The organism is Rhodanobacter sp. C01, from assembly GCF_002001045.1.
GTDB lineage: Bacteria > Pseudomonadota > Gammaproteobacteria > Xanthomonadales > Rhodanobacteraceae > Rhodanobacter.
In genome coordinates, this window is the sequence record NZ_MUNR01000014.1 from 198589 (window position 1) to 213580 (window position 14992).

Here is a 14992-nt window from a genome sequence, read left to right on the forward strand (position 1 = left end):
TTCGGTCGAACCGCTGTAGCCAGGCGCCATTGACACAGGATAACGACATCGGCTGTTTCTTGCGAAGGGCGACGCTACCGGTTTTTTCCTGTCAGTGCGAGATGGCGGTAGCTCCGGTCGCTGTGTTGACGACGGGGTGGGAGCGAATGAACGCCATGGTGTCGTCGATCACCGGCGCCTTGTCGCGCAGAGGCTTCGAGATCGAGAACAGGATCGCGAAGTGGCCGATATCCGGATAGAGCTTGAGCTCGACTAGTTCGTTTTCCTTGCGCAGGGCACGTGCCAGTGATTCGGCATTGCGTGGCCAGACGATCTTGTCGGTGCTGCCCTGCATCAGCAGCATCGGCGGCTCATCGCCATTGACGAAGTGCACCGGCTGCGAGCGCAGCTGTGCTTCGTGCGTGGTACCGAACATGTCGATGAAATCCGGATCCTTCAGCGGCAGAAAATCGTAAGGCCCGGCCAGGCCGATGAAGCCGGCCAGTTGCCGCGGCTGCATGCCGACGTCATTCAACCAGTGCGCGTCCGTAGCTAGCAGCGCACCGATATGCGCGCCGGCCGAGTGACCCATCACGAACAGATCGTCCGGGTTGCCGCCGTATTCGCTGGCGTGTGCATGCGTCCACACCACTGCGCGTGCGGCGTCCTGCATGAAGCCGTCCAGTTTCACCTTCGGCCACAGTCGGTAATCAGGAATCACCACCACCAAACCCCGTCTGGCCAGTGTCTCGCCCACCCACGCGTACCACGACCGTTTGCCGGACTTCCAACTGCCGCCAAAGAAGAACACCACCACCGGCGCATGGCTGGCATCGCTCGGCCGATAGACGTCGAGTGCCAGCTGGTGCACCGGATCGAACACCACGTCACGCTGCACGACCACCCCTGTCTTGTTGGTTACGGTGTTGAGCCCGCTGAAAAGCACGGCCTGGCAGCCGGTGAGCAGGGCGCCGCCGAGCAGCATCAGCGCTGTGGCAAGAAGGCCTCGACGAAGCGGGCCGCGGGTGGCGCTTGGTGTACTGGTCGGCATGCGGTTTCCTTTGGATGGTCCTTGGGTTTGACCGATGTGTCTGGCCGGTTAACCCCGTTACGCAGCAGACTGCGTTTCATCAGAGGTTGATGTGGCATGCATGCAGATACGAGCAACGACTCCTTCAGGATGCAGTTGCTGCTGTGTGCCTGCCGTGTACCACTTACACTGTGCTGGCCTCACGGGCACACAGGGAGAAACGCATGCTTCGTCGATCGTTGGGGTTGCTGGGTTTGTGGCTGTTGCTTGCCGTGCCCTTGCTGGCGCAGGACGTGCCGCCGCCATTGCGCGACTGGCAGGCCTGGGTGCTGCACGAGGTGCCACGGCATGATTGCCCGTTCCTCGCCAACCAGATGCCATCTTCCTATGAAGCCAGCTATCAGTGTGCGTGGCTCGGCCGTTTGACACTCGACGCCAGCCAGGACGGCGGACACTTCAGCCTGAACGTGCACGTGGACGCACCGAGTTGGGTGGCGCTGCCGGGTGATGACAAGAACTGGCCGCAGCAGGTGAGCGCGAACGACCAGCCGGCCACCGTGCTGCAGCGAGGTGGCCAGCCGATGGTATGGCTCACGCCTGGCGACTATCAGCTACGCGGCAGCTTGCCGTGGACAGCGCGCCCGGCACGGCTGCACGTACCGGCGACGATCGGACTGGTCACGCTGAGTGTCGATGGGGCTGCGGTGACGCGGATCGAGCGCAACGGTGACCAGCTCACCCTAGGTGAAGCCGCCGCGGCACAGCGCGCTGCCGATGCCTTGTCGCTGCGCGTGTACCGACATCTCGAAGACGGTCTGCCCGCCATGCTGGAGACGCGGTTGCAGTTCAACGTTACCGGTAGTGCGCGCGAGCAGCTGTTGGGCCCGGTATTGCCAGCTGGCTTCGTCGCGACGGCCTTGTCGGGCGATCTGCCGGCGCGACTGGAGAACGATGGTCAGCTACGCGTGCAACTGCGTCCGGGGCAATGGACGGTCACGCTGGCTTCGCGCAGCATCGACCCGCTGAGCAAGGTTGCGTTGAAGCTGCCGGCGGCCCCTTGGCCGCGGCAGGAAGTCTGGAGTTATGCCGACGATACCGCGTTGCGCGGCACGCGCGTGGAAGGCAATGCGACCGATGCAGCTCAAGCAGGTGTGCCGGGTGACTGGGCCGATCTTCCTGCCTATGTACTGGATGATGCCTCCGGGCTGGCGATCGAGCAGGGCAACCGCGGGGATGAGGGTGGCCAGGGCGATCAGCTGCATCTGGAGCGCCAGTTGTGGCTGGACTTCGACGGTGGTGGCCTCAGCGTCGCCGATCATCTCAGCGGCGAGCTGCACCATCATCAGCGGCTGGATGTGGTTGCGCCGTGGCAGCTCCAGCGCGCGGCACAGAACGACAATCCGCTGCTGGTCACCAGGGGTGCGGATGGCCTGAGTGGAGTTGAGCTGCGTGGCCAGCAGCTCGACCTCAATGCTGGCCTGCGTCTGCCGGCGCATGGTGGCGTGATGCCCAGTTCGGGATGGAAACTTCCGCTGGAAGGGATCGACGCCATCTTGCATCTGCCCTATGGCTACCGCCTGCTCGGGGCAGGCGGTGTCGATCGCTCGCCCGATTCATGGGTGGCGCAGTGGAGCCTGCTCGACCTGTTTGTGGTGGCGTTGATCGCACTGCTGGCTGGACGCCTGCTCGGCTGGCCCTGGGCTGTTCTGGTCGCTGCCTATCTCGCACTGGCGCAGCACGAAAGCGCTGCGCCGCTATGGACGCTGGCGATCGTGCTGGCGTTGACGCTGCTCTTGCGTGCGCTGCCGGATGGACGCCTGCGCTCGTCAACACGCATCGGTGCGGTGATCGTCTTTGCGCTGGCGCTGCTGTGGACCTTGCCCTTCGTCGCGGCCCAGCTGCAGTACGCCCTGCATCCGCAACTGGAAGGGGCAAATCAGAACCGGATTGTCTCGGCAAGTTTCATCGAGCCGGCAGCGCAGGACCATGGTTATGCGAGCAAGGCGATGAAGCAGCGGGTCGCACCGCCTGCAGCGGCCCCAGCGCCACCAGCGCCCGTCGAAGAAATCAGCAGCAATGCCATGGCATCATCGGCGGTGGAGTCGGCGGACATGGCTGCGTCGGGAAGACTTGAGAGTGTGGTTGTGACAGGTTCCAGGGTATCGGCATCCGATCTGGTGAGCTCGGAGCAGGACAACCGGGCGCTGATCCAGGCCGGCGCCGGCGCGCCGCACTGGGACGAAGGCAACAACTATCGCCTCGGCTGGTCCGGACCGGTGACGCCGGAGCAGAGTACGCGCCTGGTGATCGCGCCGGCGTGGCTGGTGCGCCTGCTGCGTGTGGCGATGGTCGCCCTGCTGGCTGCCCTGCTGGCGAAGCTGGCAACTACGCTGCTGTTGCCCTTGCGTGGTCGCTGGCGCGACTGGCGCGGCAGCGGTGCGATGGGCGCTGCCTTGCTTGCTCTGACGCTGCTGCCGCATGGCGTCCATGCGCAAAGCTTGCCGAGTCCGGAGTTGCTGAACCAGTTGCGCAACCGGCTCACCGAGGTGCCGAAGTGTGTGCCGGCGTGCGCCGCGATCGCGCAGGCCCAGCTGCAGGCCAGTGGCGATCTGCTCGATGTGGAACTGGAGGCGCATGTCGGTGCACCGATCGCGCTGCCGTTGCCGCAGGGTGACGACGCGCTGCAACTGTCCGACGTCAGCGTGGATGGTCATGCCGACGCTGCACTCACGCGCAATAACGATCAGCTGCTGGTGCGGCTGGACCGCGGCGTACATCGAATCAGCCTGCACTACCGCATCGGTGCGGCGGACAGTGCCAGCCTGCGCTTCACGGTGCGACCACAGCGCATCGTGTTCGGCGGTCAGGGTTGGTCGCTGGATGGTGTCGATGATGGGCACCCACTGGGCGACAGCATCGCACTGCATCGTGTGCGTACCGCCAGTGATGGCAAGAGCCTGCCGGCTGTGCAGAGCTTCCCGCCGTATGTGCGACTAACCCGAAGCCTGGCGCTCGGTGTCGATTGGGTCGTGGAGAACCAGGTCGAGCGGATTGCGCCACAGGAAGGTGGCTTCAGTACCACGCTGCCGCTGCTGCCCGGCGAGCATCCGCTCGGTGATGATGCGCTGGTCAAGGACGGCCACATCAATATCACCTTCAACGCGAACAGCAATGTGGTGCGCTGGAGCAGCCGACTCGATCACACGGCGCAACTGTCGCTGCAGGCTCCGGCGCTGGGTGAGCGTGCCGAAGTATGGGAAGTGCATGCGGCGCCGATGTGGCATGTCGAGGCCAGGGGCGTGCCGACCAGTGCCAGCAACGACGGTCTGCGTTTCCAGCCGTTGCCCGGCGAGAGCCTGCAGCTCGCCCTCAGCCAGCCGGTGGCTGTGGCGGGCGACAGCCTGGCCTTCGACAGCGTGCAGTTGACCAGCGCGACGGGCGAGCGTGCCAGCGAAGTCACGCTGAACCTGCAGGCACGCAGCACACGCGGTGGCGAGCATGCGATCAGCCTGCCTGCCGGCAGCGAATTGCTGGATGCGAAGCGCGATGACGAGTCGATCAATCTCGCCGTGCGTGACGGCAAACTTGGCCTGCCGCTGTTGCCGGGCGAGCATGCTTATGCGCTGCGCCTGCGCGAACCGGATGGTATTGCCGCCCGCGTGCACACACCGGTATTCGACCTGCATGCGCCGATGGCAAACATCGACCTCTCGCTGCAATTGCCGCAGGATCGCTGGGTGTTGTGGGCATGGGGTCCGACAGTGGGTCCAGCGGTGCTGTACTGGTCGCAGCTGATCGTGCTGCTGCTCGCGGCGTGGCTGTTGGCACGCTATGCGCCGACGCCGCTGCGCTTCCGGCATTGGCTGCTGCTCGGGCTGGGTTTTTCGGCCTTCGCGTGGAGCGCGTATGCACTGGTGGTGGTCTGGCTGATCCTGCTTGGGCTGCGCGCGCGCCACACGCCATCGGCATCGTTGGGTACGACGAAGTTCAACCTGCTGCAGCTGGGTCTTGCCGCGCTTACGTTGCTGGCGCTGGTGGTGCTGATCGCTGCCGTGCCGAAAGGGTTGCTCGGTCTGCCGGACATGCATGTGGCCGGCAACGACTCCAGTGCGTGGAGCCTGCGCTGGTTTGCCGACCAGAGTGCCGGCGTGTTGCCCGGTGGCGGCGTGTTCAGCGTTTCGCTCTGGGTCTACAAGATCGCCATGCTGGCCTGGGCGCTGTGGCTGGCCAATGCCTTGATCGGCTGGCTGCGCTGGGCTTTCGACGCATGGACGCATGGCGGATATTGGCGCAAAGCCGAGCCGACGCCGGCGGTGCCTCCGGAATTGCCGGTCTCGCCAGCGGAGCAGTCGCACGATGCCTGATATCCGAAGCACGCTTGCTGCGGCGACGCTACGGCTCGGCGAGCGCGCCGATGCCGAGGCATTGCTGTTGCACGTGCTCGCCAGGCCGCGCAGCTGGTTGTACTCGCATGTCGATGACGTGCTGGACAAGGATGTCGAAGCCTCGTACGTGGCACTGCTCGAACGCCGCACAGCCGGCGAGCCGGTGGCGTATATCACCGGTCGTCGCGGCTTCTGGTCACTGGAGCTGGAGGTGAGTCCGGCCACGCTGATTCCACGGCCGGAGACCGAACTGCTGGTCGAGCTGGCATTGCAGCGACTGCCACGCGACACGGCATGCAGCGTGGCGGATCTCGGTACCGGCAGCGGTGCGATCGCGCTGGCGATTGCGCGCGAGCGCCCGTTGGCCCGCATCACCGCTACCGACGCCAGCGCCGAAGCGCTGGAGGTCGCCCGGCACAACGCCTGGAACCTCGATATCGGCAACGTTGCATTCGCAAACGGTGACTGGTTCGCACCGCTCGCCGGCCAGCGTTTCGACTTGATCGTCTCCAACCCGCCGTACATCGAGGCTGACGATCCTCATCTGGCGCAAGGTGATCTGCGTTTCGAGCCGGTCAGTGCACTGGCTTCCGGCCGGGATGGTCTCGACGACATCCGCCGCATCGTGTGCGATGCGCGTGCGCACCTGCAACCTGGCGGCTGGCTGCTGTTCGAGCATGGCTGGAATCAGGGCGCCGCCATTCGCACACTTCTCGTCGACGCCGGCTATGCCAGTGTGTTCACGGCCACGGATCTGGAGCAGCGTGATCGCGTCAGCGGTGGCTGTTGCTGATCGCAAGGACAGTCGTCATGGTGCGTTGTCGATGGCCGCGCTAAGCTGATGTCCGCATGTCGTTCTCGGTCGGATCCCGGCAGGCCTTGATCTGCTGCCATCCGCATCGGGATTATCGGTGCCAGATGAGGATGCAGACTCATGCAGTTTCATTCGGGTAGTGTCTCGGGCCGTGCGGGTGGAAGGCTTCATGCCGCCAGAAGTCATCGCTGGTATCACCTGATCGGTGCATCGCTGTGCTGTATTCCGGCGCTGGCCGCCGCGCAACCGCCTCCGGATCCTGCCGGCGCCAGTTCCACGCCACCACCTGCTGAGAGTCGTGCGGCAAATGCGAAGCAGGCGACGACACTCGGTGAGATCATCGTCACCGCGAATCGTCGGCGCGAGCCGTCGCGTGAGGTGCCGATGCATGTGGACACGGTGCAGGCGGCCGACCTGCAGAAGATCGGTGCGCGCACGCTGAGCGATTACGTCTCGTACCAGCCCGGAGTGTTCTTCGCCAGTTCGGGTGGCGCCGGTGAGGGCGAACTGGTCATGCGCGGCGTCTCCACCGGCAACCAGACCAGCCCGACCGTATCGGTGTATATCGATGACGTACCGGTGGGTGGCAGCACGGTGTATGCCTCGGCGGCCACCTTCGTGTTCGACGCTGCGCTGATGGATCTGGACCACATCGAGTTCCTGTACGGCCCGCAGGGCACGCTGTACGGCGCCGGCTCGATGGGCGGCCTGGTCAAGTACGTCACCAACAAGCCCGATACCAGCGGCTTTTCCGGCTCGACGGGTTTCGATGTCTCGCATACCCAGCAGGCCGGCATGAACTACACCGAGCGGGCCACGCTGAATATTCCGCTGGTGCAGGACAAGGCCGCCGTGCGCGTGTCGGTGTTCGACCAGCACACGGCAGGCCTCTATCGCGCGGTAGGGGAGACGCCGTCCAATGGCGACGATCGCACACATACCAAGGGGGCCCGCGTGCAACTGGAGGTCGATCCGACCGACAGACTCAGCTTCAATGTCACGGCGATGGCGCAGCAGATCGCCGCCGACGGCCTGTCGATGGCCGACTACAGCCTGGCCACTGGCCAGCCCATCTCCGGTGGCCCCTACAACCGCCAGCTCAACCATCGCGAGCCGTTCACGCAGACCCTGCAGCTGTATGCGTTCCACGCCGGCTACGACTTTGGCTGGGCCAACCTGGACTGGATCAGTTCGTACCAGGATTTCGTCAACCACAGCGTGCAGGACTATCCGGACAAGTTCCTGGACCTGCTCAACGTGGTCGGACCAGCGCTTGGAGTCGACAACCAGCTCGGCTCGCTCTATGTCGATTCCGCGTATGACGTGCACAAGACATCGCAGGAGATCCGCCTGACCTCGCGCAAGGGCGAGCACTTCGACTGGCTGGCCGGCATGTGGTTCAACCGCGAGAACGTGTGGGAGCAGTACGCTCTGGAGGGCGCCAACCTTCCTCCGCCGGGCATCACCAGCCTGCTGGGGCAGCGGGTGAATGCCGGCTTTCGCGAATATGCCGGCTACGGCGACATCACCTGGCACATCTCGTCGAAATGGGATCTGGCGGCAGGCGTACGTGCCAGTGGCAATTCGCAGCACCTGTCGAACTTCGAGGACGGTCCGGTCGCGGGCAGTCCGGGTGGCTTCAGCGAGCACATGATCAGCGACGACATCACCAAGATGCTCACCGCCAGTTACCGGCCGGACAAGACCCACAGCTACTACTTGCGCGCATCGACCGGCTACCGCCCGGGTGGCTTGCAGGCGCCGCTGGAGAGCACGATCTTCGGCGCCAACCCGAACGCGAAGGACACCTTCGGCTCCGATGCGCTGACCAGCTACGAGCTGGGTTACAAGGGCAGCCATCTGGATGGCCAATTGAACATCGGCATCGATGCCTACGACATCGAGTGGCACAACCTGCAGCTGTACACCTATACGCTGGGCAACACGATCATCCAGAACGCCGGCGACGCGCGGATCGACGGCCTGGAACTGCAGTCCAGTTACACGCCGGGAAACTGGCTGTTCACGGCGGCGGCGGCGTACACCGACGCGCGCACGCTGCAGAGCAATCCGCAGCTTGGCATCGCCGGTGGCGCGCAGCTGCCGTATTCGGCCAAGGGCACCGCCACCCTGGCAGCGAAGTACAACTTCAGGTTGGCCGGTAATGCTGCCTACGTCGGCGCCAATCTGCGCCTGTCGACCAAGCGCAACGCCGGTTTCGACAACGACTCCAGCGATCCCAACTTCAAGTTGCCGGGTTTCGGCCTGCTCGATTTCGACACTGGCATGACCTTCGGCAGCGGTACCAGCGTGGATATATACCTGCGCAATGCGCTCGATCGCCGCTTCCCGATCGGCACGCTCAACGACGAGGCGATCAATTTCCTCGCCAGCGTGGGCGGCCCGATGCTGGTGCAGATGTCCACGCCGCGCACGATCGGCGTCTCGTTCAATGTGCCGTTCAAGTGAGCGCGGCCCGCGCTGATGTCGGCTTCACCGTGTAGAGCAGGGCGGGCAGGAATACGAACGTCGCAAGCAGCACGGCGACCAGGCTGAGCAGCAGCAGGCTGCCCATGCTGGCCATGCCGCGATCGTGCGACAGCGCCAGCGAGCCGAACGCGGTGCCGGTGGTGAGCGCGGAGAACAGCACGGCACGCGCCGAGGCGGAGCCGACGAAGCTGCGCATGCCGGCGCGCCAGTTCATCACGAAGTAGACGTTGAACGAGACCCCGACACCGAGCAGCAATGGCAGTGCGATGATGTTGGCGTAGTTGATCGCCATGCCGGCGAGCAGCGCCAGCAGCGCGGTGAGCAGCGCCGACATCGACAGCGTGAGCAGCACGATGCCGGTATCGCGCAGGTGGCGTAGTGCGATCAGCAGCACCACGGCGATCGCCAGCGTGGCCAGCACCGCGGCCTGGCGGAAGGCGTGCATGATGGTGTCGGCCGAGGTGATGGTGGTGACCGCGGAGCCGCCGGCGTCAGGCGCGATCGCCTGCACGGCGTCGACGAAGCGGCGCAAGCCTGCGGTGTCGTGCGCAGCGGCGGTCGGCGATACCTGCAGGTGGACCTGTCCATCCGCAGCAAACCAGTCGCGACGGATCGAGGCAGGCAGGTTTTGCCGGGTGATCGGAGCGGCATTCAATGCATCGCGCAAGCTGGCCAGCTCGTCGGGCAGGAAGCGGGTCACCGCCTCGTTCATTGCCAGCAGACGCGCGTCCGGAGCGTTGCCCAGCTGTTGCAGCGCATGGTCGATGCCGCGAAGCGGCGAATCGGCAGGCAGGTTCGCGCCGGCGCGGACAATGGCGTCATGAGTGTCGGCGACCGCTTCGCGCAATGCGGCGGGTGTCACCGGAGGTGCATTCCCTTCCGGGTCGAGTGAAGGCAACAGCAGGTCCTGCGCCTGCTCCAGCTGGTCGAGTTGTGCCTGCTGCTTTGCTGGCACGAAGGTGGCGCCAGAGATCACGCTGGCCACTTCCGGCAGATGCGCAAGACGGTCACCGAGTTCGCGCGCGCGGGCCAGGTCGGTCGCCATGATGTCGATGTTGAACGGGTTGGTGACCGGGTTGTCGGCGAGGCTGCGCAATGTGCGCATCGGTTCGGAGTCGGGATCCTGCGTGTGCAGCGGATTTGCATCGAACGGCATGCGCACCGTAGCGACTGTGCCGGTCACGGCAAGCACGGCAAACACAGCGAGCACGATGCGGCGATGCCGCTGCAGCAGCGCATCGCAGGTTTTGCCAAACGGCAGCGCAAGCTCGCGCTGCTGGTCGCGCGGCTGGAACAGCCACAGCAGCGCCGGCAGCAAGGTCAGCGTGCAAAGCAGGGCCAGGCCCATGCCCACGCCAGCGATCAGGCCCAGTTCGGCCACGCCGACGAAGGCGGTCGGCGCGAAGGCGAGAAAGCCGCAGGCGATCGCCACGGCGGCCACCGCAATCTGGGCGCCTGCCGCGCGGGTGGTGCCGTTCAATGCGTCGGCCAGGGCAGGTTGATGCAGTCGTTCGTCGCGCAGGCGCACCGCGAACTGGATCGCGAAGTCCACCGCGAGACCGACGAACAGCACGGCAAACGCCACCGAGATCAGGTTCAGCGTGCCGATGGCCAGCGCGGCGAACCCGAGGGTCAACGCCAGACCGGCCAGCAGGGTAAGCAGCACCGGCGCGATCAGCCGCCATGAGCGCAGCGCAAGATAAAGCCACAGGGCGAGCAGCGCCAGGCTGACCAGGGTGCTGCCGACGATGCCCTCGGTCAGTGCACCGAACTGCACGTCCGACAGCGCCACCGAGCCGGTGTAGTTCACCCGTACGCGGCCGCTGCGCACGCCCGGCAGCGCCGCACTGGCGTGCTCCAGTGACTGCGTGGCGGCAAGGCCAGGTTGCAGCGAGTTCGCTTCGAGCACGGGATGCATCAGCAGCAGGCGCATATTGTCGGTCTGCCGGGTGACATCCGAGCCCAGCAGCGATTGCCACGACAACGGCTGTGGCTGTCCGGCAGCGGCGTGCTCGAGTACCTGCTGGAGCTCTCGTAGCGCAGCGCTATAGGCACTCAGATCCGCATGTTCGATGCGCACGCCTTCGGCCATCAGCGACACGCCCTGCAGCAGCCCCCGCGCCGATGGGTCGCTGGCCAGCGGGCCGAGCAGTGGCTGCGCCGCCATCAGCGAATCCAGCAGCTTGGCCAGGTCGTCCGGGTCGAGCAGGAGCAGCCCTTCATGCCGGAAGAACGGATCGGCGTCCGGTCGCGTCACGTCATGGAAGTGCTGCCGATCGGCGCGCAGCGTTGTGGCCAGCGCAGCGGCGGCCTGATCGGTTTCCTCCGGCGTCGCACCACGCACGACCGCAACCAGCAGGTCATCGAACTGCGGAAACTCGCGATCGAAGGCCAGCTGGTGCTGTCGCCACGGCAGGCCGGTGGCGAACATGTGGTCGGTATCCGAATCGATACCGAGATGACCTGCTGCGTAGCAGGTGCAGACGGCAGTCAGCGCGGTGAAGGCCAGCACCACGGCCATGGCATGTTGCCGGCTCGCATCGACAATACGGATCAGCCATCCAGTCATGGATTGCGAAGCTCCTCACGATCGCAACTGCGCCAGCCCACAGGCTGGCGCAATCTACATCCCGCGAGTCACCTCACCGGCCGGCCGCGGCGGCGACCGGCTCAGGCGTTGGCCTGGTTGAGCATGCCCACTTGCGGGAAACGGGCACGTATCGCGTTGCGGATGCCAGGCAGGTCGAGTCCGGCCATGCTCAGCACCTCCTCGCGGCTGCCGTGCTCCAGATAGATGTCCGGCAGGCCCAGATGCAGGATCGGCAAGTTGACGCCATGCGCGGCAAGACACTCGGCCACTGCCGAGCCGGCGCCACCGGCGATCGCATTGTCTTCCAGCGTGACAAAGGCATCGTGGCTCTTGGCCAGCTCCAGCAGCATCGCCTCGTCCAGCGGCTTCACGAAGCGCATGTTGACCAGGGTGGCATCCAGTTCGGCGGCGATCGTGGCGGCAGGTGCCAGCATCGTGCCGAAACTCAGCAGGGCCAAGCCGCGGCCACGGCGACGCAACTCCGCCTTGCCGATCGGCAACGTATCGAGCGACTGGTGGATGGCAGCGCCTGGCCCTGTACCGCGTGGGTAACGCACTGCGGCGGGACCGTGATACTGGAAGCCGGTGCTCAGCATCATGCGGCATTCGTTCTCGTCGGCAGGCGCCATGATCAGCATGTTCGGCAGGCAACGCAGGAACGACAAGTCGAAGCTGCCCGAGTGAGTCGCACCATCCGGGCCGACCACGCCGGCGCGGTCGATCGCGAAGGTGACATCGAGGTTCTGCAACGCCACGTCGTGGATCGCCTGGTCGTAGGCACGCTGCAGGAAGGTGGAGTAGATCGCCACGACAGGCTTTGCGCCCTCACACGCCATGCCGGCGGCCAGCGTCACTGCATGCTGCTCGGCGATCGCCACGTCGAAATAGCGCTGTGGATATTCCTTCGAGAAACGCACCAGGCCGGAGCCTTCGCGCATGGCCGGGGTGATGCCGAGCAGCCGTTCGTCGGCGGCGGCCTGGTCGCACAGCCAGTCGCTGAAGATATCGGTATAGGTCGGCTTGGCTGGCGCGTTTTTCTTGGTCAGGCCAGCCTGCGGGTCGAATGGTCCGACCGCGTGGTATTCGATCTGCGCCTGTTCGGCCGGCGCGTAGCCCTTGCCCTTGGTGGTGATCACGTGCAGCAGCTGCGGGCCGGGCAGGTTCTTCACCGTGCGCAGCGCCTGCAGCAGCTGCGGGATGTTGTGACCGTCGATCGGGCCGGTGTAGTGGAAGCCGAGTTCCTCGAACAGGGTGGAGGGCACGAACATGCCCTTGGCGTGCTCCTCCCAGCGCTTGAAGAAGCGGCCCATGAAAGACTGCTTCGGAATCGCCCGCTTGGCCCGCTCGCGCAACTGGTTGAGGCGACGGCTGGCCATCGCGCGCGCCATCATCTTGGTCATCGCGCCGACGTTTTCGCTGATCGACATGCCGTTGTCGTTGAACACCACCAGCATGTCGGGCTCGACGTCGCCGCCGTGATTCAGCGCCTCGAACGCCATGCCGGCGGTCATCGCGCCATCGCCGATCACCGCAACGACCTTGCGATGGTCACCCTTGCGCTGCGCGGCGATCGCCATGCCCAGCGCGGCGGAGATCGAGGTGGATGAGTGACCGACGCCGAAGGTGTCGTACTCGCTCTCCTCGCGACGCGGGAACGGTGCCAGGCCGTCCTTCTTCTTGATCGTGGTAATCCGTTCACGCCGGCCGGTTAGGATCTTGTGTGGATAGCACTGGTGGCCGACGTCCCACACCAGACGGTCGTGCGGTGTATCGAATTCGTGGTGCAGCGCCACGGTCAACTCGACCACGCCCAGGCCTGCGCCGAAGTGGCCGCCGGAGCTGGCCACGGCCTCGATCAGGTATTGGCGCAACTCGTCGGCGACGGCTGGCAGCTCGTCGTCGGGTACGCGGCGCAGGTCGGCCGGCGTCTCGATGGGAGCCAGATGGGGATAGTGGGAAAGGTCGTTCATTTGCGTATTGTTGGCCCAGCGGGGAGGCGGGGCAAGGGCGGCACTGGGCGGAACCCGGGCGCGTGGGCGCCAGCGCACGTTTTCAGGCGGCGTGCGGACGCCGGTCGCGCGGCAGATGGCTGACCAGAAAGTCCATCTGATCGGCCAGGATATTGCGGTTGGACAGGATCAGATGCTCGACCCAGCTCGGCCGGTACGGCACCGCCAGCAGCGGCATGTTGGCCTGTTGCGGGGTGCGGTTGCTCTTCTTCAGGTTGCAGGCGAGGCAGGCGCTGACCACGTTCTCCCATTCGTCCTTGCCATGCTTCGAAATGGGCAGTACGTGGTCGCGGGTCAGTTCGCCGCGGGTGAAATGGTCGCCGCAGTAGAGGCAGAGGTGGCGATCACGGGCGAACAGCGCGGTATTCGTCAACGCCGGCGCGGGGTCCACGGCATGGTCGCGGCAGCGGCCGGTGCTGGCGATGATCGGATGCAGTTCCATCAAGCTCTGCACGCCATGCAGGCGGTTGATGCCGCCATGCACGGTCAGGCAAGGGTCACCCAGGGTCCAGGCCACGGCGTCGCGGACATACAGGCAAACCGCCTCCTGCCAGCTGATCCAGTCGAGGATGCGGCCGGCAGAGTCCAGCGAGAGCACACGGGTCGCGTTGAGATCGGCCCGACTTGGCACTTCCATCAGCATGTAGATCGTCCTTCAGCCAGGGCTTTGAGAGCGTGTCAGCGATGCAGAATGCTTGTCTGGAGCCAGCATAGACCAATTTCATTGCAAAACGCATGCAAATGGGACGGGTGGCCTCCGCGGTACAGTCGCCCCCACGCTGTCGCGCTGATATGATCAGAAGTCAACACAGACCCGACGCCGGGTTTGGTAGGGGCGCTTTGGTGGTGACCCGGCACGGCGGGGGCAGAGGTAGTCAACGTGGCTGAAGTTCTTTTCTACGAGCGTCCCGTGCCGCTCAACCGCACCGCACACAAGGATCTGCGCCTGAAGGGTCTGCCGACCCTGAAGTTTGCGATGAACGTGCATTCGGTGCCGCTCACTGGTGCCGAGTTCGGTCTCGCTGCGCGCGATCTGCTGATCGTGTTTGCCGGCAATGACGTCAACGATGCCGGCCCGATCGCGCTGCTGGGCCTGCGCGAAAATGAAAACCTGTTCGTCGATGCCGATGGCCAGTGGGCGCCGAACAGCTATGTTCCGGCATTTGTGCGGCGTTACCCGTTCGTGCTTGCCGAGAAGCCGGCCGGTCAGGAGGGTGAGGAACTCACCGTATTCCTCGACGAGCACTACGAGGGCTTCGGCACGGTCGAGGGCGAGCGTCTGTTCAAGGAGGACGGTACGGACACCGAGCTGCTGACCAATGCGGTGAGATTTCTCGGCGAGTTCCAGCAGAACATCCAGCGTACCCGCTGGTTCATGGAGCAGCTGCGGAAGCACGACCTGCTGGAGCCACGCAACATCCGGCTGCAGAAGGACGGCAAGGACGGTGCGGAAGGTCGCTCGATCAACCTCAACGGCCTGTTCGTGGTCAACGAGGACAAGCTGCGTGCTCTCGACGAAAAGACCACCCACGAATTCGCGCGCGAAGGCGTGTTTGGCTGGATCTACGCGCACATCATGTCGTTGGCCAACATCGACCGCCTGACACAGCGTCTCAGTGTGCGTGAGCAGGCTGAAGCGGCCCGTAGCGCGATCACGAACTGAACCTGGTTCGAGCCATCGCAGCAAGGCCTGAC

General features: G+C 65.0%; 8 protein-coding genes. 4 read left to right on the forward strand and 4 right to left on the reverse strand.

Annotation, left to right across the window (positions count from 1 at the left end; translation table 11 throughout):
• Window positions 1-91 precede the first annotated feature (91 nt).
• The gene (locus tag B0E50_RS15140; RefSeq protein WP_077442175.1) at window positions 92-1030 is read right to left on the reverse strand and encodes an alpha/beta hydrolase; all 939 of its coding nucleotides are present in this window, start codon (window positions 1028-1030) and stop codon (window positions 92-94) included.
• Window positions 1031-1233: 203 nt separating this feature from the next.
• Here B0E50_RS15140 and B0E50_RS15145 point away from each other — a divergent pair, with 203 nt between their 5' ends.
• From B0E50_RS15145 to B0E50_RS15155, 3 genes are all read left to right on the forward strand, one after another.
• On the forward strand, window positions 1234-5373 hold the full coding sequence (locus tag B0E50_RS15145; RefSeq protein ID WP_077442176.1) for a hypothetical protein: 4140 nt from the start codon (window positions 1234-1236) through the stop codon (window positions 5371-5373).
• Complete coding sequence (prmC, locus tag B0E50_RS15150) at window positions 5366-6187, forward strand: peptide chain release factor N(5)-glutamine methyltransferase (RefSeq protein WP_077442177.1); 822 nt, start codon at window positions 5366-5368, stop codon at window positions 6185-6187. Before B0E50_RS15145 ends, prmC begins: the two co-directional genes overlap by 8 nt.
• A gap of 141 nt (window positions 6188-6328) precedes the next feature.
• Window positions 6329-8677, forward strand: a complete 2349-nt coding sequence (locus B0E50_RS15155; RefSeq protein ID WP_077442178.1) for a TonB-dependent receptor — start codon at window positions 6329-6331, stop codon at window positions 8675-8677.
• Here B0E50_RS15155 and B0E50_RS15160 read toward each other — a convergent pair.
• From B0E50_RS15160 to B0E50_RS15170, 3 genes are all read right to left on the reverse strand, one after another.
• Window positions 8670-11267 carry an MMPL family transporter gene (locus tag B0E50_RS15160; RefSeq protein ID WP_077442179.1) on the reverse strand — a complete coding sequence of 866 codons (2598 nt, stop codon included), beginning with the start codon at window positions 11265-11267 and terminating at the stop codon, window positions 8670-8672. The two genes, B0E50_RS15155 and B0E50_RS15160, sit on opposite strands and share 8 nt — an antisense overlap.
• Before the next feature lie 101 nt (window positions 11268-11368).
• Window positions 11369-13258, reverse strand: coding sequence for a 1-deoxy-D-xylulose-5-phosphate synthase (gene dxs / locus B0E50_RS15165; RefSeq protein WP_077442180.1), 1890 nt, complete (start codon window positions 13256-13258; stop codon window positions 11369-11371).
• 82 nt (window positions 13259-13340) lie between these two features.
• On the reverse strand, window positions 13341-13940 hold the full coding sequence (locus tag B0E50_RS15170) for an HNH endonuclease (protein WP_077442181.1): 600 nt from the start codon (window positions 13938-13940) through the stop codon (window positions 13341-13343).
• 237 nt (window positions 13941-14177) lie between these two features.
• Here B0E50_RS15170 and B0E50_RS15175 point away from each other — a divergent pair, with 237 nt between their 5' ends.
• Window positions 14178-14960 (forward strand): SapC family protein, encoded by a 783-nt coding sequence (locus B0E50_RS15175; RefSeq protein WP_077442182.1) that lies wholly within the window; start codon window positions 14178-14180, stop codon window positions 14958-14960.
• Window positions 14961-14992: the final 32 nt, after the last annotated feature.

Coding starts and splice junctions, on each gene's coding strand:
- B0E50_RS15140 (WP_077442175.1), bottom strand. CDS start 1,030: ATGCCGACCAGTACACCAAGCGCCACCCGCGGCCCGCTTCGTCGAGGC.
- B0E50_RS15145 (WP_077442176.1), top strand. CDS start 1,234: ATGCTTCGTCGATCGTTGGGGTTGCTGGGTTTGTGGCTGTTGCTTGCC.
- prmC (WP_077442177.1), top strand. CDS start 5,366: ATGCCTGATATCCGAAGCACGCTTGCTGCGGCGACGCTACGGCTCGGC.
- B0E50_RS15155 (WP_077442178.1), top strand. CDS start 6,329: ATGCAGTTTCATTCGGGTAGTGTCTCGGGCCGTGCGGGTGGAAGGCTT.
- B0E50_RS15160 (WP_077442179.1), bottom strand. CDS start 11,267: ATGACTGGATGGCTGATCCGTATTGTCGATGCGAGCCGGCAACATGCC.
- dxs (WP_077442180.1), bottom strand. CDS start 13,258: ATGAACGACCTTTCCCACTATCCCCATCTGGCTCCCATCGAGACGCCG.
- B0E50_RS15170 (WP_077442181.1), bottom strand. CDS start 13,940: ATGCTGATGGAAGTGCCAAGTCGGGCCGATCTCAACGCGACCCGTGTG.